We start from the raw sequence: 23,533 nt of genomic DNA, 5'->3' as shown, positions 1-23,533 counted from the left end.
CTCAGCGTTCGCTCGCGTCGCACAGGCGGTGCAGGCGGTCGATCGCCTCGCCGGCGCCCGCCAGGCCGAAGACCATGAACCAGGGGTCGTCCTCGCCGCGCATCATGCGCAGGCGCAGCAGCTCGCCCTCGGCCATCTCCTCGAGCAGCAGCGCCAGGTGGGGTACTGCGAAGCGCACGTAGAAGCCATCGTCGCCGCGTTCGGTGACGAAGGCGGCGCTGCCGCTGTGGATGGTTGCCTGGTCGACGCGCAGGTCGGCGGGCACGCGGTTCACCGTGGCGCTCTCGGCCTGGTTCTCGTCCAGCGCCACGCGCAGCTCCAGCCAGGGGACGTCGCAGGCCCCGGAGCTGGCGTTGACGCTGAAGATGGCGTCGCTATAGCTCTGCTGGTCGATGGCGCGAAAGTGGCGCTCCTCGCCCAGCGACAGCACCAGGGAGTGCCAGCCGCCATGGGCCTGGACGTCGCCGGTGTTGTAGTCGGTGGCCGACGCCGCCCCGGCCAGGGCCAGGCAGAGCGGCAGCAGCAGGTACTGGGCGAGACGGGAGATGCAGAGCATGGCGTGACGCTTCCTCGGCCGACGATGCGCCGAGGCTAGCACGCTGGAAGGGGCCGGCCTATCCCCGGTACCCCGCGCCTGGGTTATTCGTGGCCGTGCATATCGCCCATGCCCGCGTCGCTATCGCCGCCCAGCTCGCCGCGGCCCAGGCGGCCCAGCAGGTCGAGGTCGATCTCATCGAAGCTCACCAGCTCGCCGCCGTGGACCTCGAGGAACGCCTCGGCGTCGGCCCGCTCGGCAAACGATGCCAGGGTATGGCCCATGGCGCCGCGCCGGTCGTGGCCCACCACGTAGAGCGCCTCGCTGGCCAGCACGAAGGCCTCGTCGGAAGGCTGGCCCCAGGGCGTCACCCCGATGTCGTGGACATAGGCGTGGGAGAGGCGAGTCTCGTTCTCGGGCTGCCTGAGGAAGGCGAACAGGTCCATGGTGGAGCAGAACTTCAGCGCCTCGCCCTGCGGGTCGAGGAAGGCCTCGCCCTTGGGGCCGGGGTGCTCGCTGATCAGCATGCCGCAGACATGGCAGCTGTCGCCGGCCTCGATGGGCACGGCGGCGGCCAGCGCCTCGGGCTCGGACTCGCTGCAGCCGGAGAGCAGCAGGCTGGCGAGCAGGGCGATCAACAGGGCGAGTCGTTTCATGGCGTGGGTCTCATGCGGCAAATCGGTTCATGTCGCCGGCGACAGGATCAGGCGGGGCGGCGCCGGAAGCGCAGCAGCGCCAGGCCCAGGGGCACCAGCACCCAGGCCACCAGGATGGCGGTGACCGCGGCGGGGCGGAAGACACTGCCCTCGGCGATGGAGGTCAGCCCCGTATAGCTGCGAGCGGCCTCGAAGCCGGCCAGGTTGATCAGCCGGAAGCACTCGGTGGGGTTGAGCAGCAGCAGCCAGGGCAGCAAGTCGCCGCCCTGCTTGACGCTGACCAGCAGCGCCAGCAGCCCCAGGTCGAAGACCAGCACGAACAGGAACCACACCACCAGCGCCAGGCCGGCGGCGCGGGCCTTTTCGGATACCCACACGCTGATCAGGTAGGCGAAGGCGATGAACACCCAGCCCAGCAGGATGCTGCTGGCGATCAGCAGGCCCATGCCGGCGGCCAGCTCGCTGAGTGCCACGCCCTCGGCGCCGAATGCGATCACCGCCCCGGCGACGGAGAAGCCCAGTGCCGTGGCGGCGCCGAGGATCAGGCCGTGGCCGAGGAACTTGCCGAGCAGCAGCTGGGTGCGGCTGATCGGGTAGGTGAGCAGCAGCAGCAGGGTGCCCGCCTCCTGTTCGCCCACCACGGCGTCATAGGCCAGCAGCAGGGCGATCAGCGGGATCAGGAACACCGCGAGCGTCGCCAGGCTGACCAGGGTGGTGGCCAGCGACGTGAAGCCCAGGCCGCCACTGGCAGCGGCGCCGAACCAGGCGATGCCCACGGCGAGGAAGGCCAGCACCAGGGCGATGGCCAGCACCCAGCGGTTGCGCAGCCCGTCGCGGAACTCCTTGCCGGCGATGGTCAGGATGGCGTTCATTCGGCGTCTCCTCGTTGCTCGGGCGTGAGGCCGGCGGAGAAGTGGGTGTAGAGGTGCTCCAGGGTGGGGGGCAGCAGCTCGATGTCCTCGATGCCGGCGGTGTCAATCAGCCGGCGCAGCACGGCGAGCTTGGCGTCCGCTGGCACGCTGAGCGCCACCTCGTGGCCGTTGACGGCGGTGGCCTCGATGCGCGGGTCGTCCCACCGGGCCAGCTCGTCTGCCAGGCGGGTCTCGACGCCGCGGCCGCGGGCGCGCACGGTCAGCGGCAGGGCGGCCTGCCCGCGCAGCTCATCCAGGCTGCCCAGCGCCAGGCGCTTGCCACCGCCGAGGATCAGCGCGCGGTCGATGTAGGGCTCCACCCCGGGCAGCACATGGGAGGAGAGCAGCACCGTGCAGCCGCGCTCGCGCAGGCCGCGCACCGTGTCGTAGAAGTCGCTGGTGGCCGCGGGGTCGAGGCCGGTGGTCGGCTCGTCGAGCAGCAGCAGTCGCGGCTCGCCGAGCAGCGCCTGGGCCAGACCGAGGCGCTGACGCATGCCCTTGGAGTAGGTCTTCACGCGCCGATGGGCGGCGTTGCCCAGGCCCACCTGGTCCAGCAACTCGCCCACCTGGCGGCGGTCGACCCGCTTGAGCCGCGCGAAGTAGTCGAGCACCTCGCGGCCGCTCAACTGTTCGTAGAAGCTGACGTTCTCCGGCAGGTAGCCCAGGCGGCGGCGCAGGGTCTCGGCGTGGGCGCCGTCGGGGGCGCCGCCGAGCACCGAGACCCGCCCGGCACTCGGCGAGAGCAGCCCGAGGATCAGGTGCATGGTGGTGGTCTTGCCGGCGCCGTTGTGGCCCAGCAGGGCCAGTACCTCGCCCTCGCTCACCTCGAGGTCGAGGGCGTCGAGGCGCACCAGGCCACCGTCGCGCCGGGTCACGCCCTGGAAATCGATCACCGCGGTCATGCGTCGGCGTCTCCCCATTCGGGTTTATGGAAGGCGGATTCATTGAAGGCGGGTTCGTTCATCAGCGGGTGGCTGTCCTTGACCCCCTGGGGGCGGAACACCGGGAACTGTCGCTGCACCCAGCGTAGGGCCAGTACCGCGGGGCTGTGCATCAGCAGCCGCGCCACCGGGTAGCGCCAGAGCAGGCGGTCCATGGCGTCGTTGGGCTCGTAGGAGGTGTCGCCGATGCCGTCGCCGGCCAGGTCCCAGCCGAGGTAGTCGCTCCAGTAGTTGCCGCGGCCACCTTCGGACCACTCCTGGGCGCGGGTGGCCACATACATCACCTGCTGGCGATTCTCGACGAAGGCGTTGCCCACCAGTTCGTTGTCCTCGGAGCCGGCGGTCAGATGGATGCCGATATCGCTGGCCGCGAAGCGGTTGTCCTCGAAGCGGTTGTACTGGGCGTTATAGACGAACAGCGCCTTACCCTCGCCACCGCTGACCAGGCCCTGTCCCTGGGCGTCCCGGCGCTGGTTGACACCGGTGACGCGGTTGTCGCGCAGCGTCGAGTGGGTGATGTTGTTCATCAGGATGCCGTAGTGGCGGTCGTCATCCGAGCGGTTGCCGATTACCTCGAGTCGCTTGGACTGCATCAGCGCGTAGCCGGTGCGGGTATTGCGGGTGGTGTTACCCTCAAGGCGATTGTCGTGGGCGTACATGTAGTGCACCCCGTAGCGCAGCGCCTGCATGTGATTGTCGCGCAGCAGGCTGTCGCGGCTGGTGTCGATGTAGATGCCGTCGCGGGTGTGGCGGATGTCGTTGCCCGCCACCGTGACGTCGCGAACGTTGAACAGGTGGATACCGTTGCCACGATCCTGGGAGCGCAGCGAGGCGTCGCCGCGGATCACGTTGTCGCGCACCTGCACCTCGGCCACGGCGTCGAGCCAGATGCCGAAGCCGGGGCCCGTGAGGCGCGAGTCGCGGATCACACTGCCGGTGGCGTTGCGTGCCACGAAGATGCCGGCATCCATGGCGGTGAGGTCGGCACCCCAGTTCTCCACCGCGATGTCCTCCAGCACGATGTTCGGTGCCTCCAGCACCACGGCGTGGCCGTCGCCGCCGCCGTCAATCACCGCGCCCGGCTCGCCCGAGAGGGTGAGGCTGCGGTCGATGACCAGCGGCCCGGGGTAGCGGCCCTCGGGCAGGATTAGGCGGTCGCCGCTCGCGGCCCGCTCGATCAGCGGCTGCAGCGGCTCGCCGGGGCTGGCCGTCCAGTCGGCGGCCAGCAGCTCGCCGGGCAGCCACGCGAGCCACCCGGCGACAAGAATCGGTGTCAGGACGACGCGAAGCAGTCGTCGGGTCATGCGTCTCTCCACAAAAAAAAGCGGGGCCGGGCGGCGGCCCGGCCCCGGTAAGGGCGTATCAGGCCTTCTCGACCAGCATGCGGCCCGTCATTTCCATGTGCATGGCATGGCAGAACCAGGAGCAGTAGTACCAGTACACCCCGGGGCGGTCGGCGGTGAAGGTGACGCTGGCCGTCTGCTGCGGGCCGATCTCCATGGAGGCGCCATGATTGACCATGACGAAGCCGTGGGTCAGGTCCTCCACCTGGTCGAGGTTGGTGACCACCACGGTGACCTCGTCGCCCTGCTTGACCTTGAACTCGGTCAGGCCGAACTGCGGGGCGATGGAGGTCATGTAGACCCGCACCTGGTTGCCGTCGCGGATCACCGTGTTGTCGCTTTCGAGAGTCACCCCGTCCGCCTCGGCCATGGCCACGGTCTCGGCGAAGTAGGGGTCGTCACGCGTCCAGGTCCGCGAGGGGTTGAGCTGGTCGGCGCGCAGCAGGATGCAGTCGTGGGGTTCGGCGAAGGTGGGGCCGTCGTGGACCAGCCTCATCTCCTCGCCTGAGATATCGATCAGCTGGTCGTTCTCCGGGTGCAGCGGACCCACCGGCAGGAAGCGGTCCTTGGAGAACTTGGAGAGCACCACCAGCCACTTGCCGTCGGCATCCCGGGACTCGGTGAGGCTGGCGTGGTTGTGGCCCGGCTGGTAGTGGACATCCAGCTTCTGGCGCAGGTAGTTGACCTCCTCGCCGTTGTAGGCGCGGATGGCGTCCTCGATGTTCCACTTGGCCACCTGGCTGTCGATGAACAGGGTGGTGTAGGCGTTGCCGCGGCCATCGTAGGTGGTGTGCAGTGGCCCCAGGCCCAGCTCCGGTTCGCCGACCACGGTGTCGCGGGGCTCGATGGCGTCATCGAACAGCTCGGGCAGCTTGTCGATGGCGATGATCGAGCAGGTCGGCGAGAGCTTGCCGTTGGCGATGAAGTACTTGCCGTCCGGCGAGGTGTTGATGCCGTGGGGGTTCTTGGGCACCGGGATGTAGCGGGTCAGCTTGGAGCCCTTGCGGCCGTCGAGCACCGGCACCTCGCTGTCGCCCAGGGTCTCGTGGTCACCGGCCTCCACGGCGGCCTCGATGGCCTCGATGTCGAACACCACCACCCAGTCGCGATCGGCGCGCATGGTGTCGGCCAGCGTCATGCCCTTCTCGGAGTTGTAGCAGGTGGAGGCGGCGAAGCGGCCGGTGTAGTCGGCGTCGGTGTTGTCGAGGTTGCCGTCGACGATCACCTGCCAGGCCACCTCCATGCTCTCGGCATCGATGGCGTTGAACATGGTGAAGTAGTTGTCCGGCGTCTCCAGGTCGCGGCCATCGTTGACCTGGGGAATCGGCAGCTCGGCGTTGGCGAACACGTACTTGGTGTGCGGCACCTTCTGCAGGCGCAGGCCATGGATCGCCTGGACGTTGGGAATGGTGGTGATCTTGTCCGTCTTCATGATGTCGAGACGGATACGTGCCACCCGGGTGTTGGCCTTGTCGTTGATGAACAGGTACTTGCCGTCGTAGCGTCCGTCGGTCATGGAAATGTGGGGGTGGTGGCAGTCGCCGTTGAGGAAGCGCGCCGAGTCGCCCAGGATGCGTTTCGACTCGTTGGTGATCCCCCAGCCGGTGGCGCTGTCGATGTTGAACACCGGGATGCGCATCAGCTCGCGCATGGAGGGGATGCCCAGCACCCGCACCTCGCCCTGGTGACCGCCGCTCCAGAAGCCGTAGTACTCGTCGAGTTCGCCGGGTGCGACCTCGATGCCGTTCTCGGCGGCGCGGGCCTCGTGGCTGCTCATCAGCGCCCCGGCGCCGAAGCCGCCGGCCAGGCCGGCACCGGCGACGCCGGTCACGGCGCTGTTGCGCAGGAAGTGGCGGCGGCCGAGGTTCTCGATCGCTTTCTTCTTGTCACTCATGGTCAATCCTCCTGGTAGGTCGGGATTCGCTGCAGCTTGGAGTTTCCGGCACTGCCGGGGTCATGGGTCTCGACGCCGCCCTGTCCCGCGGCCATGCGGGCTGCCTTCTCGTAGCGTTTGCGGCGCTTGATCACCGGCGGACAGCGCTGATCGTCGTGGTAGGTGATCTGGCAGTCGAGACAGTAGTGGCACTCGTTGGCATTGATGCGGCCATCGGGATGGATGGCGGCCACTTCGCATTCGTTGGCGCAGATCTGGCACGGGGTGCCGCAGCTGCCGCGGTGCCGCTTGAGCCAGTCGAACAGGCGCAGGCGGGCGGGAATCGCCAGGCCGGCGCCCAGCGGGCAGACGTAGCGGCAGTAGAACTTGTGGTTGAAGGCCGAGATCGCCACCAGGCCCAGGGCATAGAGCAGGAACCCCCACTCGCGCTGGAAGCGCAGGGTGATGGCGGTCTTGAAGGGCTCCACCTCGGCGTAGCGTTCGGCGGTGCCCAGGGAGTGCAGCGAGAGGGCGAACAGCCCCAGCAGGAGGATGTACTTGATGGCCCAGAGGCGCTCGTGGAGGCCGAAGGGCACCTCGATCTGCTTTACGCCGAGCCTGCGCGCGGCCTTGTTGACCAGGTCCTGGAGGGCGCCGAAGGGGCAAAGCCAGCCGCAGAACACCCCGCGTCCCCATAGCAGCAGGGTGACGGCCACGAAGGACCAGAGGATGAACATCATCGGGTCGATCAGGAACGAGCCCCAGCTGAAGCCACTGATCAGCGAGTTGGTGAAGGTCAGGATATTGACCACCGAGAGCTGGGCCAGGGAGTACCAGCCGATGAACACCAGGGTGTAGACCAGGAAGCCCAGGCGCAGCGGACGCAGGATCCTCGGGTGACGCGCCAGCACGTCCTGGAACAGCATGATCACCGTCAGCACCAGCAGGCCGGCCACCAGCACGCCGATCTGGAAGGCATTGTCGCGCCATACCTGCACCCAGATCGGCTCCTCCACCGGCGGCTCGGGGCGCTCAATGTAGGCCTCGGGGACGCTGTAGTCGGCGCTGAAGCGGCTGAACTCGGTATCCAGCGGGCCCGAGGCACGGCGTACCAGCAGCTCCAGCTGCCAGGGCTGGCCGGGGTCGAAGGCGGCCTCCTCGCGAACGATGAAGATGTCGCGCTCGTCGAACGTCGGCGCTCCCTCGATGCCCAGGCCGCCGAGGCGGATATGGTCGCGGTCGTGGAAACTGACGGTGGTGTTGCCCTGAGAGAGCTCGAGGCGGTCGAAGATGCCGCCGCGCACGTAGCCTGAGCCCTTGAAGGAGTAGTCGCCGCGGCCCATCACGGCGATGGCGTGCTCGCCCTCGTCGAGCTCGGCCATCAGCTGCTCGTAGCCGGTGTCGCCCAGCAGGTTGCGCCCTGCGGTGGGCGGGTTCAGGTAGGTGTAGAAGAGCTCGATGAAGGTGCGCTCCGCCGGCTGGGGCGTGTGCAGGTAGTCCTCGGCGGGGGTGCCCTCGAAGGAGGCGTCCACCTCGCCGTGGGTGAGGTGCAGGCGGCGCAGGGTGCCGTCACCGCTGAGCGTTTCCCAGTCGGCGGGCTCGAAGACATCCTGGCGCACCGTCGCCGCTGGGCCGATCGAGGGATCCTCGATGATCCCCTGCTCGGCGGCTACCTGGCGGGCGGCGCGCATAATGGTGTCGCTGACCACGATGACGGTGACGGTGGCGCCGGAGATGGCGTCCAGGTTGTCACCGACCTTCATGCGGTCGTTGACGTGGGCGGGGACGTGGTCGTCGGCGAAGCCTTCGAGCCTCGCCTCGGGGATGCCCACCAGCATGATGGGCTCCTCGTGGCCGAGGACGTCGGCCTGAACGATCCTTCCTTCCAGGTCGAAGGCCACCAGCATGTTGACCGGCTTGCCCGAGTAGGCCGGGATCGGTGCAACGTCGATGCTCTCGAAGGCATAGCCGAGGAGTTCGTCACCGGCGCGGACCGCGCTTACCGGCCATTGGGACTCGGCCGCCTCGAGGCGGTCGGCGCCGGGGAAGCCCTCGCGGACCTGCTCCAGTTCCAGGGCGTGGAGTGCCGGGGTGATCAGCAGCAGGAACAGGCCGAGCAGCAGGCCGACGATGCCGGCTGGCCGGGAGTGTGGTGCGGGCATGGCGAGGTCCTTGCGGGCGTTAGCCGCGGCGGCGCGGCATCCCGGCCGCCACCCATCAATAAGGCAAGGCCGGCCCTAGGGCCGGCCGGGGATCAGGGTTCTAGGTTGGCGTAGTAGGCGGAGATGTCGGCGATGTCTTCGTCGGAGAGGCCCTGGGCCTGGGGATTCATCAGGGCAGCCATGCCGCCACTGCGCTGGCCGTCGCGATAGGCCTTCATGGCGCTCTCCAGGTAGGTGGCAGACTGGCCGGCCAGGTTCGGATAGATCGGCGCAGTGCCCATGCCGTCGGTGCCGTGGCAGGCAGCGCAGGCGGCGATCTTGCCTTCTCCCGCTTCCGGGTCACCGGCGGCCTGGGCGTCCAGGGCCAGGAAGGCGCCGCCCAGCAGGGTGGCTACGAGCAGTGACTTCATAACATACCTCCGAAATGCATCTTTAAGTGCTTGAAAAAGCCCGGTTCGGGCAACGGCCGCGCCGGGCGATTGAGATCATGATGCCAGTCGTCGCCCCGGCGAGGCTTGACGTGCGTCATGTTCAGCCTAGTCCGGGAGTCGCAAAAGGTAAAAGAGGATGCTAATGCAGAGGTGCCGGGGAGACTCAGGCCTCGGGATAAGTGTCGTCGAGCTGCAACAGCCCGATCAGCCTGGGACGCTGTGGGCCGAGCAGGTCGGCCAGGGTGTAGTGGTCGAGCACGGCCAGGAAGGCGGCAAGTGCCTCGGCCAGGATCGGCTTGAGCCGGCAGGCGGGGGTGATGATGCACTCGTTGTCGTCGCTGAAGCACTCCACCAGGGCCAGGTCACGCTCAGTGTCGCGGACCAGTTCGCCCAGCGGGATCGTCTCGGGGGCGCGCTTGAGCAGCAGGCCGCCGTTCTTGCCACGGATGGAGGTGATATAGCCACGATGATTGAGGTCCTGCACCACCTTCATCAGGTGGTTGCGGGAGATCTCGAAGCGCTCGGCGATCTCGGTGATGGTCGAGCGCTGTTCGCCCTTGACGGCCAGGTAGATCAGCACTCGTAGCGAATAGTCGGTGAATCGGGTCAGATGCATGGGAGTCCCGGCGCGTCGGACGCCTCACAGGGCGTGGTGAGAAAACGGGTGATTCTAACATCATGCCTGTTAGGTTTGATTCGTGGCTGCGGCATTCGGCCGCGTGGTGGCCGCTGGCGCGTGATTGGCATGGCAATCACTAAGATGTAATTTAAATGCATGTTAAGGTTCGTTGCCAGTGACCCAGGTCAAGCCGGTGGCGCCCGTCGGGCCGAACGGCGCCCCGCCTGGTCGCTGTTCTTTCCCCTTGCCGCCCTGCATGCGGCCCTGGCGGTGCCGCTATCGCTGGTGGCGATGCGGGGTGGCTTGCCGTTGCTGGCAACGCCGGCGGCCCATGGCCGCGAGTTGCTGTTCGGCTTTGCCCTGGCGGTGATCGCGGGCTACCTGCTGGGTCCGCTGCCATCCCTGCGGCTGTCCCTCCTGGCGGGGCTGTGGCTGGTCGGGCGTCTCGCTGGGCTGGCGGGCTACCCGGCCTGGCCGGCCCTGCTGGCCGATGCCGCCTTCGCCCTGCTGCTGGCCGCCTGGGTGGTGCCGCGCTTCCTGGCGGCCAAGAAGTGGCGCAATCGCCTGCTCTCGCCGCTGCTCGGCCTGCTCTGCCTGCTGGCGGTGGCCAGTCTGGCGGCGCACGCGGCCTTCCCTGGCCTGCTCGCGCCCCTGCTGCATCAGGGGGTGCTCTGGCTGCTGCTGTTGATGGCCTTCATGGGCGGGCGGGTGATTGCCCCGGCAGTGAATGGTCACCTGATGGCGCGCGACCGGGTGGCTGGAGCCGGTGTCCAGCCACGGATCGAGGCGGCCTTGATCGGCCTGCTGGGGGCTGCCGGGCTCCTGGCGATCTGGCCCAGGCTGTGGCCGGCTGCCGCTGGGCTGCTGGCGCTGGCCGGGGTAGTGGTCCTGGTGCGGCTCTGGCGCTGGTCGCCCTGGAGGCTACGCGATCGGCCTGACCTGCTCGGGCTACTGCTCGGCTATGCCTGGTTGGGCGTGGGAGCCCTGCTGGTGGCGGGGGATCTCCTGACAGGGCACTCGCCGGCGGGCCGGCTGCATGCGATCACCGTGGGAGGGCTCGGCACCCTGGCCAGCGGCATCATGCTGCGCCAGGCGATCCTGAGGGCCAAGGGGCGCCCCGGGGAGGAGGCATGGCTGCCGCGCCTGGCGCTGCTCTTTACCCTGGCGGCGGGGCTGCGGCTCGCGCTGCCCTCGGCCGGGATCCCGGCGCTGTGGGGGGCGGCCGGGGCCTGGAGCCTGGCCTGGCTGCTGGTGGCGTGGCGGCTGGTGCACTGGCGCCGACGGGGAGCCGCAACCGCTGCAGCGCGTGCCGCGGGGTCGCCTACCTCGTCTTGATCTGGGTCAGCTACCCCTTGAAGGGTACCGACGTCCTCGCTCGGGGCTGGCATAATTCGTCCATGCGGTGGTGGCCATGGCCGCCGCCTTACGGTTCCAGAGGCTCGATTCGATCATGCAAGACACCCTGCCGTTCATCCGTCCCCTGGTCGAGAAGTACGACCGTCCGGGGCCACGCTACACCTCCTATCCCACGGCGCCGCAGTTCCAGGCGGCCTTCGCCGAGGACGACTATCGTGCCGCTGCCGAGCGCAGCAACCGGGCCGCGACGCCCAAGCCGCTGTCGGCCTACGTGCACATCCCGTTCTGCGAGAGCCTCTGTTACTACTGTGCCTGCAACAAGATCATCACCCACAACCGTGAGCGCGCCGCGGAGTACCTCGCCTGGCTCAAGCGGGAGATCGCGCTCCAGGGCACGCTGTTCGACGACTCGCGACGCATGACCCAGCTGCACCTGGGCGGAGGCACCCCCACCTACCTGAGCAACGACCAGCTCGGCGAGCTGATGGCCGCGCTGGACGGTGCCTTCCACTTCGCCGAGCCTGAGGCGCGGGAGTTCTCCCTGGAGGTGGACCCCCGCACCGTGACCCCCGAGCAGATCCACGAACTCCATGCCCTGGGGTTCAACCGCCTGAGCTTCGGCGTGCAGGACTTCGACGCTAGGGTCCAGGAGGCGGTCAACCGCATCCAGAGCGAGGCACAAGTCATCGAGCTGGTGGCGGCGGCCCGCGAAGCTGGCTTCCAGTCGGTGAGCGTCGATCTGATCTACGGCCTGCCGCTGCAGACGGTGGCGAGCTTCGACGAGACCCTTACCAAGATCATCGCCCTTCGCCCGGATCGCATCGCGGCCTATAGCTATGCCCACCTGCCGGAGCTGTTCAAGGCCCAGCGGCTGATCCGTCCCGAGGACATGCCGCCACCGGAGCGCAAGATCGAGCTGCTGGAGCTGACCATCCGCCGCCTCACCGAGGCCGGTTATGTCTATATCGGCATGGATCATTTCGCCCTGCCCGAGGACGAGCTCTCGCTGGCGAAGGAGAACGGCACCCTGCAGCGCAACTTCCAGGGCTACTCGACGCATGCCGACTGCGACCTGATCGGCCTGGGCAATACCGCCATCGGCAAGGTGGGTGACAGCTACAGCCAGAACGTCAAGGAGACGGCCCAGTACCAGGCGCGTCTCGAGGCGGGCCGGCTGCCGGTGATGCGCGGCTATCGCCTCAACGCCGACGACCTGCTGCGCCGCGACGTGATCAACGCCCTGATGTGCCACGGGCGTATCGATTTCGCCGCGATCGAGGCGGCCCACGATATCGACTTCCGCGACACCTTCGCCGACGCCCTCGCCGAGCTCGAGGAGATGGCGGACGACGGCTTGCTGACGATCGGTGACGGGGCCATCGAGGTACTGCCGGCCGGGCGGCTGATGATGCGCAACGCCGCCATGGCCTTCGATGCCTACCTGAGCCACGGCCCGGGACGCTACTCGCGCACCGTTTGAGCGAACCCCCGTCACAATGGATAGTGATGCCTATCAGGAAGCGGCGCCCCGGTTCACGAGGGGGCGCCGCTTCTGCTTGTGGCCGCACCGCTCTGCGGCGCCGCGGCTGTCAAATGAAAAGGGGTCATGATGTTCTCACGGTTACACTATATGTGGCGCTTGCCTGCGAGGTTTAGTCTATATATGGTAGGCGGGCCGCAGATGGTCGTGGGCTGACTGCCGACATGATGCATGTCAGTGCAGCCCCGGGAGGACCGGCCTAGGATGAGCGATTTGGCGGCCAAGCCGCGTCGACGTCATCAGGAGTAACGTCATGTCTCTACCCCTACCGTCACTATCGCTTCCGCGCCCGCCCGTCCCGAGCCGTCTGATCCGCACCCTGGATCCCTGCGTGCCGCTGGCCGTCAAGCGTCGCCTGGTGGAACCGCTGCTCAACCGCACCTTCGCCGAGCCGCTGGAAGAGGGCGAGTTCGATGCCCTGGAGGGGCGACGAATCAGCCTGGCCATCGAGGATCTCGGCGTGATGCTGACACTGAGCCTCGAGGCGCAGCGCCTGGTGCTTTGCCACGAGCCGGGCGAGGCCACCATCCGCGGCGGCTGGCGCGAGTTCCTCTGCCTGGCCACCCGCCGCGAGGATCCCGACAGCCTGTTCTTCCAGCGTCGCCTGCTGATCGAGGGCGACACCGAACTGGGCCTGATGGTCAAGAACCTCCTCGACGGACGCGAGGAGGGCCTGGCCCAGGGACCCCTGGGAGCGCTGCTGGTCCGCCTGGAGAGGCTAGCACGACGCACGAGCTGACCTTTTTTTCGTTCAATGATTTTTTCCCGGAGCCTTCCGCATGAGCACTTCCACCAAGGCAGTGAAGTCATCCAACGAGGTGCCCCTGCAGGTACCGTCCCGCGATATCTGGGATGCCAAGTACCGCCTCAAGGACCGTCACGGCCACCCCGTGGACAAGGACGTCACCGCCACCTGGGATCGCGTGGCACGGGCCCTGGCGGCCGTGGAGGGCGACCAGGCCGAGGAGTGGCTGCCGAAGTTCCGCTGGGCGCTGGAGAACGGGGCCATTCCGGCCGGGCGGATCATGTCCAATGCCGGCGCCGAGGCCTACAAGCCGGCGGTGAGCCTGATCAACTGCACCGTCTCGCGCACCATCCGCGACTCCATGCACGACATCCTCGACTCGGTGGTGGATGCCGGCATGACCCTCAAGGCGGGCTGCGGCATCGGCTATGAGTTCTCCACCCTGCGCCACAAGGGGGCCTTCGTGTTCGGCGCCGGTGCCGGCACCAACGGCCCGCTGGCGTTCATGGATATCTACGACAAGATGTGCTTCACGGTGGCCTCGGCGGGCGGGCGCCGCGGCGCGCAGATGGGCACCTTCGACGTCGGCCATCCCGACGTGAAGAGCTTCATCGAGGCCAAGCGCGAGGCGGGCCGCCTGCGCCAGTTCAACCTGAGCCTGCTGATCACCGACGAGTTCATGGAGGCGGTGAAGAACGACACTGACTGGCCGCTGGCCTTCCCGCTCCACGAGGGCGAGCGGGACGACGTCGAGGAGAGCGAGCTGATCTACCGCGACTGGCCGGTAGTCGAGGAGGGCTACACCGTCGATGACGAGGGCCGCGTGGCCTGCCGCATCGTCGAGGTAATCAAGGCCCGCGAGCTGTGGGACACCATCATGGCCTCGACCTACGACTTCGCCGAGCCGGGCTTCATCCTGATCGACCAGGTCAACCGCATGAACAACAACTGGTTCTGCGAGGAGATCCGTGCCACCAACCCCTGCGGCGAACAGCCATTGCCGCCGGAGGGCGCCTGCCTGCTCGGCTCGGTGAACCTGACCCGCTTCGTCATCGACCCCTTCGGCAGGAAGCCGCGCTTCGACTGGGAGCGCTACCGCCAGGTGGTGGCGATCTTCACGCGCATGCTCGACAACGTGGTGGAGATCAGCGGCCTGCCGCTGGAGGGCCAGCGCAAGGAGATCGAGGCCAAGCGCCGCCACGGCATGGGCTTCCTGGGCCTGGGTTCCACCCTGACCATGCTCAAGATCCCCTATGGCTCCCCCGAGTCGCTGGCCTTCACCGAGGAGGTCAGCCGCAACCTGGCGCTGGAGGGCTGGAAGCAGGCGCTCGAGCTCTCCCGCGAGAAGGGCGTGGCGCCGGCCCTGGCCGAGGATTATGAGATCACCCCACGGATGATGCGCGAGCGCCCCGAGCTCAAGCAGGACGGCTACGAGGTGGGCGACAAGGTGCCCGGGCGCATCCTGCACGCCCGCTACAGCCGCTACATGCAGAAGGTCGCCGAGGTGGAGCCGGCGCTGGTGGCGCAACTCGCCGAGCATGGCGCGCGCTTCACCCATCACAGCTCGATCGCGCCCACCGGGACCATCTCGCTGTCGCTGGGCAACAACGCCTCCAACGGCATCGAGCCGTCCTTCTCGCACCGTTACTTCCGCAACGTCATCCAGTCGGGCAAGAAGACCAAGGAGCAGGTCGAGGTGGTCTCCTTCGAGCTGGCCGCCTATCGCCACTTCATCGCCGCCGATGCCGTGGAGAGCGACCTGCCCGACTACTTCATCACCGCCGATGCGGTGAGCCCCAAGCAGCACGTGGCGGTGCAGGCGGCGGCCCAGGTGTGGGTCGACTCGGCCATCTCCAAGACGGTGAACGTGCCCACCGAGTTTCCCTTCGAGGAGTTCAAGGACCTCTACCTCGACGCCTACGCCAGCAAGCTCAAGGGCTGCACCACCTTCCGCTTCAACCCGGAGGCCTTCCAGGGCGTGCTGGTACGCGAGGACGACCTCAAGAACACCACCTACGTCTTCGAGCTGGAGAACGGCGAGACCGTGGAGCTGGCCGGCGACGAGAAGGTCATCTACGACGGCGAGGAGCACAACGCGGCGAACCTCTATGACGCGCTGAAGGAAGGCACCTATGGAAAGTGGTAAGCCAGTATTCTCGCGCTTGCCTTCAGCGAGGGGCGCCGGGGATGAGCCGAAGAGGAGGTCCTACGCCATGGATGGCGTCGGTAGCGCCCAGGGAAGGGTTTACAGCGCCTCCTCGCAGGCTCTTCGCCGGATCAGTCCCGAGCGATGGACGCCCAGTGCCACCCAACAACTTTCCGGAGGAGCCTCCTGATGGCCGTCGAGATCAATTCCAAGATCGTGTCCTACAGCGTCAAGAAGGCGGTGGAGGAGCCGCCGCTCGCCGAGGAGAACCCGCTCACGGTGCGCATTCCCTCGCGCCCCGAGGGCACCCTGGAGGCCGTGTCGGAGAAGATCTCCTACGTCGGGGCCGAGGGGCGCAAGAAGGTCTACCTGCTGGTGTCGTTCATGCCGGTGGAGGGCGTGCTCAACGGCAAGCGCGTGGTGATCGAGCGCCCGGTGGAGTTCTTCTTCCCCTCCGGCCAGCTCTCCAGCGAGCACCAGTGGATCACCGCCACCATGCGCAGCCTGTCGCTGGCCGCCCGCGGCGGCTATGTCACCCAGGCGGTGGCCGACCTGCGCAAGGTGGCCTGGGACAAGGGCCTGGTGCGCTGCGGCATGAACCGCTGGGGCAAGCCGATGTTCCATGACTCCGAGGTCGCGGCCATCGCCTGGTCGATCCAGCAGATCCTCTACCGCCGCGGCTTCCTCGACCAGGACGGCAACCAGGTGCCGGTGGAGGAACTGGTCAGCCGCTATGCCCAGCGCCTGGCCAGCGGCCATCCCTGGCAGCCGCCCACCCCGGAGGAGATCGAGCAGGCCGAGCGCAAGGCGCAGGAGGCCTCACATGCCAAGGGCGACGGTCCCACCGTGGTCGGCCACTGCCCCGAGTGCAACGGCGAGCTGATCATGATGGACGGTTGCCCCACCTGCTACTCCGGCTGCGGCTGGTCCAAGTGCGGGTAAGCTAAAGAAAAGACACAAAAAAGGGCGCTCATTGAGAGCGCCCCTTCTTGGGAGGACTAGAGAGCAGAATCAAGGGCATTGTCTGCCTGCCCTTGGTCTGGGCCCCATAACCTACCTACTTTCTTGGTCGAATGTATTGTAGGTGCTGGTGGTCTAGCTCGTCAACGGCAGAAGCTCATTCCGGAGATTGGCCAATGAGTAAGTTGAAGCGTGCTATCACCATCACAATTTCCATCACCATTAAGGATAATAAATGTTTGTGGCCTTTGGTGATGTTGAACGTAATCCAGTACTTACCCACGCAGTTCGAAGTGATCGAAATGGCGGTTTAGCCGACGCACCAAGGTCTCCAGCGCCTCCCGGGGCGGGGCGCCCGCCACCGGCAGGCAGTAGTCGGGGTCGCGGCAGCGCTCCATCCGCGCCACCTGCAGGGCATAGCGACGCACGCCGCAGTCGGCAAGCGTCATGGCCAGGCGCTCCAGGTCGTCCAGGGCGAAGTCTCGCCAGTGCACCGTGGTGCGGCACTCGAAGGGGATATCGCCCTCCAGCAGCAGCGAGAGGCTACGGGCATGCCGCTGCCAGATGCCAGGCCGACCGCAGACCCGGTCGAACTCCCGCCCGCGTCCCTTGACGTCCAGGGCCACCCAATCCAGCTGCGGCAGCAGGGTGGCCAGGCGCTCCGGGTAGGGGCCGGCGGTATGCAGCCCCACGGCCAGCCCCATCTCGCGCGCCTGCTCGAGGGCGCGTGGCAGGTCGGCGTGCAGGGTGGGCTCGCCGCCGCTGAACACCACGGCGTCGAGCCCATCGGGTCGGGCCTTAAGGAAAGCGCGCATCGCCTCCCACTCACCGGGCTCGCCGCGGCGGGCGCTGGCCATCTCGCCCACCTCACAGTAGCCGCACTGCAGGGGGCAGCCCTGGAGATGGATCACGGCGGCGCGCCGGCCGGGGAAGTCCGCCGTGCTCGACGCGGTCAGGCTCGCCACCGGCAGGCGGATGTCGGAGGCCTCGTCGGGCTCCAGGCGCAGGAGTGGCCCGATCATGGCGTGGCCACCCCGCGGGTGTTGTCCATGCCGGGCCGGCTGTGCCAGTAGCCGTCGCAGATCTCGGCGTCCACCAACGCCAGCGGGTCGGGGGCGGGAAGCGCGCCGCGCCGGGCCGCATCGAAGGCCGCCACCACTTCGGCCATGCCCTCGGGGCGCGGGCTCAGGCGTGCCACGCCCACGCCCATCTCGGCCATGTCGGGTAGCTCATGGCGCAGGTCCTGGCAGGCGCCGGAGAGCGTCTGGATGCCGTTGAGGGTGAAGACCTGGTCCGCCTCCTGGGTACGCAGGGCGAGGCCCTCCGGGTGCTTCTGGCAGACGAACTGGCAGCGATCCTTGGGCTTCTGGTAGCGCCGCGCGGTGAAGCAGCGCGACGACCAGGCCAGCGGCAGGTGACCGTAGGCGAACACCTCGCAAGGGGCGTCGAGCCCCTGCTCGCGGCAGTCGGCCAGCAGCCTCGCCAGGTCGTCCCGGGACATCTCCACTGGCGCCTCCCAACGCTGCATGCCGATGCGGGAGAGCACTGCCAGCGTCGCAGGGTTGTAGAGATTGAGTGCGGCACCGGCCACGAAGGGCTGCCCTGCCGCCGAGAGGCGCTGAAGGGCGCTCTGGTCGTTGGCTTCGACAAGGAATTCACCGTTGTCGCAGAGCTTGCGCAGGTCGCGCAGGTCGGCCTCCGACTCGATCAGGGTCTGGCTGGCCAGCACCACCTGCTTACCGCTCTGGATCAGCTCGCGGCCGATGCCCAACCAGTCGTCGAGCTTCATGTCGCGGCGCCGCGAGCATACCGACTCGCCGAGATGGATGATGTCCACCGGCCAGTCGGCGGCCTCGCGATAGAAATCGGCGTAGCGCTCGCGGGTCCAGTAGAAGAGCACCGGGCCGAGCGACAGCTGGAGCCTGGGGGTGGCAGACATGGGCTCTCTCCTATTTCCAGCGGCGCTCGTAGGCGCCCAGTGTGGTGGTGCTGCCTTCTGAGACCTCGCCGAGGCCGGCCATCCAGGCGGGCTCGACGTTGAAGTGGCCGGGGGCGCGCTCAAGGCGGTCCAGGGCCTGGCGCCAGATGCCGGCGACCTTCGATACGTAGGCCGGGCTGCGCTGGCGGCCCTCGATCTTCACTGCACTGATGCCCAGTTCCTGAAGCTCAGGCAGCAGCTCCAGGGTGTTGAGGCTGGTGGGCTCCTCGATGGCGTGGTAGGTCTCGCCGCCCACCTCGAAGCGCCCCTTGCACAGGGTGGGGTAGCCGGCGTTCTCACCCGCGGTGTAGCGGTCGATCAGCACGCCGTTGAGCCGAGATTCCAGGCCCTCCGGGGTATCTTCCCAGCGCACATGGGCCGCCGGGGAGCAGACGCCGCGAGTGTTGGGGGACTCGCCGGTGAGATATGAAGACAGGTAGCAGCGTCCTTCCGCCATGATGCACAGGCTGCCGAAGGCGAAGACTTCCAACTCCACCGGGCTCTGCTTCGCCAGGTCGCGCACCTGGGTGATGGAGAGCACGCGGGGCAGCACGGCGCGCCGGATGCCGAACTGCTCGTGGTAGAAGCGCAGCGCCTCATGGCTGGTGGCCGAGCCCTGCACCGAGAGATGGCGGGGAAGGGTAGGGTGGCGGCGGGCGGCGTAGTCGAGCAGCCCCATGTCGGCCATGATCAGGGCATCGACGCCGAGGTCGGCGGCCTGGTCCACGGCACGGGTCCACATCGCCCAGCCGTCCGGCTGAGGGTAGGTATTGATAGCGCAGAAGACCCGCTTACCGCGGGCATGGGCATACTCGATGCCTTCCCGAGCGCGCTTGTCGGTGAAATTGAGACCGGCGAACTGGCGGGCGTTGGTGGTGTTCTGGAAGCCGAAATAGACGGCATCGGCGCCCTCGTCCACGGCACGCTTCAGGGCGGGCAGGTTGCCGGCGGGGCAGACGAGCTCCATGGCGAGACTCCTCTCGATGAAAACCCGACCATGCTAGTCGACCATCCCTGCCCGGCCCTTGACTGGCGTCATGGCGAAGGGGCATTCGCATGCGTGATGCAGGTCATGCCGAGGCCATCAAGAGGGCCTCCGGCGAGGCCCTGCCCGGGGGTCTGGCCTAGTCTTGGTAGAGGCATGCTCACCAGGCGGGGCGGTCATGGACATTGAACGCCTGTTCGATGCGAGTTACGTGCGGGTGCTGAGCCGGGAGGTCGAGGGACAGGCGTTCTTCGAGGCCTTCTATGAGCGCTTCATCGCGGCCTCCCCGGAGGTCTCGGCGAAGTTTCGCCACACCGACATGGCACGCCAGAGGGCCATGCTCAAGAAGGCCTTCTATCACCTGCTGGCGTTCTACGCGTCGAGCCATGCCGACTACTACCTGCAGCAGGTGGCGATCAGCCACGGTCGCGCCCACCTCGATATCGCCCCGGCCCTCTATGACCTCTGGCTCGAGACCCTGATCGACACGGTTCGCGCCTTCGATGAGCGGTTCGATGACGAGGTCGAGCTGGCCTGGCGGCTGGTGATGACGCCGGGCATCGTCTTCATGACCTTCCATTACGATCGGGGTGTCGGCGCCGGTTAGACCGGTGCAGCGCGCCCGCCATGGGCGATGCCCATGGAGGCCGATGCCGTGAACCTAGTTGCTTGCCGGGAAAAGACGAGGCGGCCGGCCTGGCGTCGCAGAACGGGCAGAAGTCGGCCTTTCGCCGTGGCCCCCTGGCGCGCCGCCGGCAGGGCGACGCGTCACTGTTGGGCGCGCCTGGGGTTCAGCCGGCGCGTTCGAACAGCAGGTTGTTCTCTAGGTGGATGTGCTGCATCAGGTCGGCACGGAACTCACGCAGCCCGGTATAGAGTGCGCGCCAGGTGGTGCAGGCACCCTTGGGTGGGGTGATGTCGTCGGTCAGCGCCAGCACCTGTTCGAGGTGCTCGCCGTGATCGTCGTGCTCGTGGCGCATCACCGCGATGGGCCCCCGAGCCTGGGCGCCCAGGCCCCGGCGCAGCATCGGAAAGAGGATCTGCTCCTCCTTCTGCATATGGCTCTCCATCTCCTGGTAGATCGTGGTGAGCAGGTCGGCCAGGCCGTTGGGGCAGGTGTCGCGCTCGCCGTGGACCTGCTCGACGCGACGCGCCATGCGGACCAGTTCGGGCAGCTGCTGGCGGTGGACGTCGTGGTAGCGGGTCAGGATATGCTCGATCAGCTCATCGTTGCTGGCCGACTGCCAGTCGCGCTCGTCGCTGGACCCGGCCGGCAGTGCCTCGAGCGCGTCCACCAGCGCCTCGGGGGCCAGGCCGACGCGCTCGGCGGCCTCGCGCAGGCTGATGCGGCCGCCACAGCAGAAGTCGATATTATGGTCGCGGAACACTCGGGTGGCGCCGGGCAGGGTCAGGGCGGCGCGGCCGACGGTCTGTTCGATCAGGCTCATGGCAGGAGCTCCTTGGTCAGATAGGTGATGGCTTACATAGAGCAAGCGGCGTGCCAGTTTCCGACAGCCTGTTTTCAAGGCCCTGAGCCGGGGCGCGCGGCGCGGCGAGATCATCACCCTGGAGCCGGCCTGGCTCGACCTGCCCGTCCCTGGAATGGAAGGCAGTCGCGCACCGCAAGCGTCGGAGCATGCCGATGAGGCCGCGGCATCGAGCCTGCGCTAGCAGGTGAAGCAGGCCCAGCGCCAAGCGATCCTCGAGGCGCTGGCGGCCTGCGACGGCCGCTGGGCGTCGGCGGCTCGGCGCCTGGAACTGGACCCCAGCAACCTGCACAAGCTGGCCCGGCGGCTGGGGCTGAAGTAGGCCTCAGGCCGACGGCGTCTTGGCGGCCCAATCTTGACGGTGGGAGGGCATTGGCTACCTTTTAAAGATGTATAAATTATGCATCTTATGGACCCAGGAGGTTGCCATGTTGCCCATTTTTCAGGCCCCCGCTTCGGGCAAGGCTGGTGGTGTACTGCTGCTGACCATTTCGCTGCTGCTGGGCAGTGCCGCCATGGCGGAGGACCATGAAGCGAAGGAGTCCGGCGATACCTGGCTGCCGAGCCTGATCACCGAGACGCCCCAGGAGGGCTTCGCCCTGGCGGTGACGCTTTCCCAGAAGGGGGTGGGGACGACCCAGCCGGATGCCGAGGTGCGCAAGGCGCAGCGTCCCGAGTATGCCGAGGACCCTGACAGCCTGATCGCGGCCTCCCACGTCATCGCCACGCATTTCCAGACCGTTGCCGCGGCCAACGACTACTGGCGCGAGTGAGGCGGATGACGGGGTCACAGGGCCTGCAGCTGCTGGCCCGCCAGGCGGCATGGCGCGCGGAGGAGGGCGGTGATGATCAAGGTACGGCTCTATCGCTACCATCCCGAGCAGGATGACCGGCCACGCCTCGAGACGCTGGAGGTGGAGGAGCGTTTCCGCAAGACGATGGTCCTCGATCTCCTTGAGCACCTGAAGCAGCAGGATGCCACCCTGGCCTATCGGCGCTCCTGCCGGGAGGGGGTGTGCGGCTCAGACGGCATGAACATCAACGGCAAGAACGGCCTGGCCTGCATCACCCCGGTGGATGAGGTGCTGGCAAGCGGTGATACCCTGACCCTGCGGCCGCTGCCGGGCATGCCGGTGATACGCGATCTGGTGGTGGACCAGACGCTGTTCTTCCGCCAGTTCGAGAAGATTCGCCCCTGGCTGATCAACGACCAACCGCCCACCTCCATCGAGCGTCGGCAGAGCCCGGAAGACCGCGAGAAGCTCGACGGCCTCTACGAGTGCATCCTGTGCGCCTGCTGCAGCTCGGCCTGTCCCTCCTGGTGGTGGAACCCCGACAAGTACATCGGCCCGGCCGGGCTGATCCAGGCCTATCGGTTCCTGATCGACAGCCGCGATACCGCCACCGATGAGCGTCTGGCCGAGCTCGACGACCCCTTCAGCGTGTTCCGCTGCCGGCAGATCGCCAACTGCACCTGGGTGTGCCCCAAGGGACTTAATCCGATGCGTGCCATCGGCCAGATCAAGGCGATGTTGTTGGCACGCGGCAGCTGATACCCATCGCGAGTGCCGCGAGCACGACGACGCCCCGGGCTGGCCGGAGCGTCGTCGCGTCATGGGTGGGGTGGGTCTCAGGCGGCATCGAGGGGACGCGAGGGGCCGAAGTGCTCGTAGTGGCGACGGTCCTTGGGCACGCCGAGATCGGCCAGCGCTCGGTCCACGGCGTTCATGAACCCCTGGGGACCCACGAAGTAGCAGCGGGCATCCTCGGGCAGCAGGCGGGCCAGCAGCTCGCGGTCGATCCGGCCGGTATGCTCGGCCTCAGTGCCGCGCTCGTGCACGCTCACCGCCCGGAGCCGCTGCGGATGCTCGGCGGCCAGGGCCGCGACCTCATCGCGGAAGGCGTGATGCTCGGCGTCCAGGGCGGCGTGCAGATAGACCACCCGGCGCCCCTGGGCCAGGGCATGGCGGGCCATGGGCAGCATCGGGGTCTGGCCGACGCCGCCGCTGGCCAGCAGCAGGGGCTCGTCGCCGTCGGCCAGGGTCATGTCGCCGGCCGGCGGCAGCAGCTCCAGGGTGTCGCCGACGCCCATGGCATCGTGCAGGTGACGGCTGGCGCGCCCCTCCGGCTCGCGCTTCACCGAGATCCGGTAGTGGCGGCCGTTCGGTACATCCGAGAGGCTGTAGTGCCGATAGACCTGCTCGCCGTCGATGGTCAGCCTTACGCCGATGAACTGGCCCGGCTGGTGGTCGGCCACCGGGCCGCCGTCATCGGGCTCCAGCACGAAGGAGCGGATCACCGCGCTCTCCTGGCGGGTGTCGGCGATGCGGAAGCGGCGCGTGCCGCGCCAGCCGCCAGGGCGCCGCTCAAACTCCCGGTAGCGGTGGTCCTCAAGCTCGATAAGCAGGCCGGCGAGCTCCTCGTAGAGGCCGCTCCAGGCCGCGGCGACCTCCGGGGTCACCGCCTCGCCCAGCACCTCGCCGATGGCGGCCATCAGGCACTCGCCGACGATGGGATACTGGTCGGGTTGGATGCCCAGGGAGACGTGCTTGCTGACCACGGTGGCCAGCACGCCGCGTGCCTGCTGGGGGTCCTGGCGCAGCCCCACATAGGCCAGCACGGCGCCGGCCAGGGCCCGCGGTTGGCCGCCATCCTGCTGGTGGGCCTGGTTGAAGAGCGGCTTCACCTGCGGATAGCGCTCGAACATCAGCGGGTAGAAGTGCTGGGTAATGGCATCGAGATGCTCGGCCACCACGGGGGCGGTGGCCGCGATCAACTGCTCCTGCTCTATCGTCAGCATGGCAGGTCTCCGGTCAGGGGGTGTCTTTTAAGGTGTATGTAAAATACATCTTTAATGTCACCACC

23 protein-coding genes are annotated in these 23,533 nt (G+C 67.6%); 9 read left to right on the top strand and 14 right to left on the bottom strand.

Annotation, left to right across the window (positions count from 1 at the left end; all coding sequences use genetic code 11):
• Position 1: 1 nt before the first annotated feature.
• The 9 genes from M8009_RS16060 to M8009_RS16020 all read right to left on the bottom strand — a co-directional run bounded on the left by M8009_RS16060 (position 2) and on the right by M8009_RS16020 (position 9,468).
• Positions 2–556, bottom strand: a complete 555-nt coding sequence (locus tag M8009_RS16060; protein ID WP_250063030.1) for a hypothetical protein — start codon at positions 554–556, stop codon at positions 2–4.
• A gap of 83 nt (positions 557–639) precedes the next feature.
• The gene (locus M8009_RS16055; RefSeq protein WP_250063028.1) at positions 640–1,191 is read right to left on the bottom strand and encodes a nitrous oxide reductase accessory protein NosL; all 552 of its coding nucleotides are present in this window, start codon (positions 1,189–1,191) and stop codon (positions 640–642) included.
• A 47-nt stretch (positions 1,192–1,238) separates the two neighbouring features.
• A complete protein-coding gene (locus tag M8009_RS16050) occupies positions 1,239–2,063 on the bottom strand; it encodes an ABC transporter permease (protein WP_250063026.1) in 825 nt (274 codons plus the stop codon).
• Entirely contained in the window at positions 2,060–3,004 is a 945-nt protein-coding gene (locus tag M8009_RS16045) for an ABC transporter ATP-binding protein (RefSeq protein ID WP_250063024.1), read from the bottom strand. Before M8009_RS16045 ends, M8009_RS16050 begins: the two co-directional genes overlap by 4 nt.
• Positions 3,001–4,347, bottom strand: a complete 1,347-nt coding sequence (locus M8009_RS16040) for a nitrous oxide reductase family maturation protein NosD (protein WP_250063022.1) — start codon at positions 4,345–4,347, stop codon at positions 3,001–3,003. Before M8009_RS16040 ends, M8009_RS16045 begins: the two co-directional genes overlap by 4 nt.
• Positions 4,348–4,405: 58 nt before the next feature.
• Positions 4,406–6,280: a TAT-dependent nitrous-oxide reductase gene (gene nosZ / locus M8009_RS16035; RefSeq protein ID WP_250063020.1), complete on the bottom strand. Its 1,875-nt coding sequence runs from the start codon at positions 6,278–6,280 to the stop codon at positions 4,406–4,408.
• A gap of 2 nt (positions 6,281–6,282) precedes the next feature.
• Positions 6,283–8,421 (bottom strand): transcriptional regulator NosR, encoded by a 2,139-nt coding sequence (gene nosR, locus M8009_RS16030; RefSeq protein WP_250063018.1) that lies wholly within the window; start codon positions 8,419–8,421, stop codon positions 6,283–6,285.
• Between the two features lie 92 nt (positions 8,422–8,513).
• Positions 8,514–8,831: a c-type cytochrome gene (locus tag M8009_RS16025; RefSeq protein ID WP_250063016.1), complete on the bottom strand. Its 318-nt coding sequence runs from the start codon at positions 8,829–8,831 to the stop codon at positions 8,514–8,516.
• Positions 8,832–9,015: 184 nt separating this feature from the next.
• The gene (locus M8009_RS16020) at positions 9,016–9,468 is read right to left on the bottom strand and encodes an Rrf2 family transcriptional regulator (protein ID WP_250063014.1); all 453 of its coding nucleotides are present in this window, start codon (positions 9,466–9,468) and stop codon (positions 9,016–9,018) included.
• 159 nt (positions 9,469–9,627) lie between these two features.
• Between M8009_RS16020 and M8009_RS16015 the strand changes: the two genes are divergently transcribed.
• The 5 genes from M8009_RS16015 (at position 9,628) to M8009_RS15995 (ending at position 16,200) form a co-directional block, all read left to right on the top strand.
• Positions 9,628–10,806 carry an NnrS family protein gene (locus tag M8009_RS16015; protein ID WP_250063013.1) on the top strand — a complete coding sequence of 393 codons (1,179 nt, stop codon included), beginning with the start codon at positions 9,628–9,630 and terminating at the stop codon, positions 10,804–10,806.
• Between the two features lie 115 nt (positions 10,807–10,921).
• Positions 10,922–12,307: an oxygen-independent coproporphyrinogen III oxidase gene (gene hemN / locus M8009_RS16010; RefSeq protein WP_250063011.1), complete on the top strand. Its 1,386-nt coding sequence runs from the start codon at positions 10,922–10,924 to the stop codon at positions 12,305–12,307.
• Between the two features lie 313 nt (positions 12,308–12,620).
• Positions 12,621–13,106 (top strand): ubiquinone anaerobic biosynthesis accessory factor UbiT, encoded by a 486-nt coding sequence (gene ubiT / locus M8009_RS16005; protein ID WP_250063009.1) that lies wholly within the window; start codon positions 12,621–12,623, stop codon positions 13,104–13,106.
• A gap of 40 nt (positions 13,107–13,146) precedes the next feature.
• Positions 13,147–15,258 carry an adenosylcobalamin-dependent ribonucleoside-diphosphate reductase gene (locus tag M8009_RS16000; RefSeq protein ID WP_250063007.1) on the top strand — a complete coding sequence of 704 codons (2,112 nt, stop codon included), beginning with the start codon at positions 13,147–13,149 and terminating at the stop codon, positions 15,256–15,258.
• A gap of 189 nt (positions 15,259–15,447) precedes the next feature.
• On the top strand, positions 15,448–16,200 hold the full coding sequence (locus M8009_RS15995) for a ribonucleoside-diphosphate reductase (protein WP_250063005.1): 753 nt from the start codon (positions 15,448–15,450) through the stop codon (positions 16,198–16,200).
• Positions 16,201–16,493: 293 nt separating this feature from the next.
• Here M8009_RS15995 and M8009_RS15990 read toward each other — a convergent pair whose 3' ends face one another.
• The 3 genes from M8009_RS15990 to ubiU are packed head-to-tail and all read right to left on the bottom strand — an operon-like array spanning position 16,494 to position 19,163.
• A complete protein-coding gene (locus M8009_RS15990; protein WP_250063003.1) occupies positions 16,494–17,240 on the bottom strand; it encodes an anaerobic ribonucleoside-triphosphate reductase activating protein in 747 nt (248 codons plus the stop codon).
• On the bottom strand, positions 17,237–18,157 hold the full coding sequence (locus tag M8009_RS15985; protein ID WP_250063001.1) for a U32 family peptidase: 921 nt from the start codon (positions 18,155–18,157) through the stop codon (positions 17,237–17,239). Before M8009_RS15985 ends, M8009_RS15990 begins: the two co-directional genes overlap by 4 nt.
• Before the next feature lie 10 nt (positions 18,158–18,167).
• Positions 18,168–19,163: a ubiquinone anaerobic biosynthesis protein UbiU gene (ubiU, locus tag M8009_RS15980; protein WP_250063000.1), complete on the bottom strand. Its 996-nt coding sequence runs from the start codon at positions 19,161–19,163 to the stop codon at positions 18,168–18,170.
• A gap of 196 nt (positions 19,164–19,359) precedes the next feature.
• On the opposite strand from ubiU, the gene M8009_RS15975 reads away from it, so the two are divergent.
• Entirely contained in the window at positions 19,360–19,788 is a 429-nt protein-coding gene (locus M8009_RS15975) for a globin (RefSeq protein ID WP_250062998.1), read from the top strand.
• Between the two features lie 184 nt (positions 19,789–19,972).
• Here the strand turns inward: M8009_RS15975 and ytfE are convergent, their stop codons facing one another.
• Entirely contained in the window at positions 19,973–20,629 is a 657-nt protein-coding gene (gene ytfE / locus M8009_RS15970) for an iron-sulfur cluster repair protein YtfE (RefSeq protein ID WP_250062996.1), read from the bottom strand.
• A 226-nt stretch (positions 20,630–20,855) separates the two neighbouring features.
• Here ytfE and M8009_RS15965 point away from each other — a divergent pair, with 226 nt between their 5' ends.
• The 3 genes from M8009_RS15965 (at position 20,856) to M8009_RS15955 (ending at position 22,221) form a co-directional block, all read left to right on the top strand.
• The gene (locus tag M8009_RS15965) at positions 20,856–20,990 is read left to right on the top strand and encodes a helix-turn-helix domain-containing protein (protein ID WP_250062994.1); all 135 of its coding nucleotides are present in this window, start codon (positions 20,856–20,858) and stop codon (positions 20,988–20,990) included.
• Between the two features lie 106 nt (positions 20,991–21,096).
• The gene (locus tag M8009_RS15960) at positions 21,097–21,441 is read left to right on the top strand and encodes a hexameric tyrosine-coordinated heme protein (protein ID WP_250062992.1); all 345 of its coding nucleotides are present in this window, start codon (positions 21,097–21,099) and stop codon (positions 21,439–21,441) included.
• A 75-nt stretch (positions 21,442–21,516) separates the two neighbouring features.
• On the top strand, positions 21,517–22,221 hold the full coding sequence (locus M8009_RS15955; protein WP_347709848.1) for a succinate dehydrogenase iron-sulfur subunit: 705 nt from the start codon (positions 21,517–21,519) through the stop codon (positions 22,219–22,221).
• A gap of 77 nt (positions 22,222–22,298) precedes the next feature.
• Here M8009_RS15955 and hmpA read toward each other — a convergent pair whose 3' ends face one another.
• Positions 22,299–23,468, bottom strand: coding sequence for an NO-inducible flavohemoprotein (hmpA, locus tag M8009_RS15950; RefSeq protein WP_250062988.1), 1,170 nt, complete (start codon positions 23,466–23,468; stop codon positions 22,299–22,301).
• Between the last annotated feature and the right edge of the window lie 65 nt (positions 23,469–23,533).

The sequence above is a fragment of the Halomonas gemina genome, assembly GCF_023554995.1.
In the GTDB taxonomy this organism is placed as follows: domain Bacteria; phylum Pseudomonadota; class Gammaproteobacteria; order Pseudomonadales; family Halomonadaceae; genus Halomonas; species Halomonas gemina.
The sequence above is the reverse complement of the archived record's forward strand: the minus strand, read 5'-3'. Positions and strand labels throughout refer to the sequence as shown.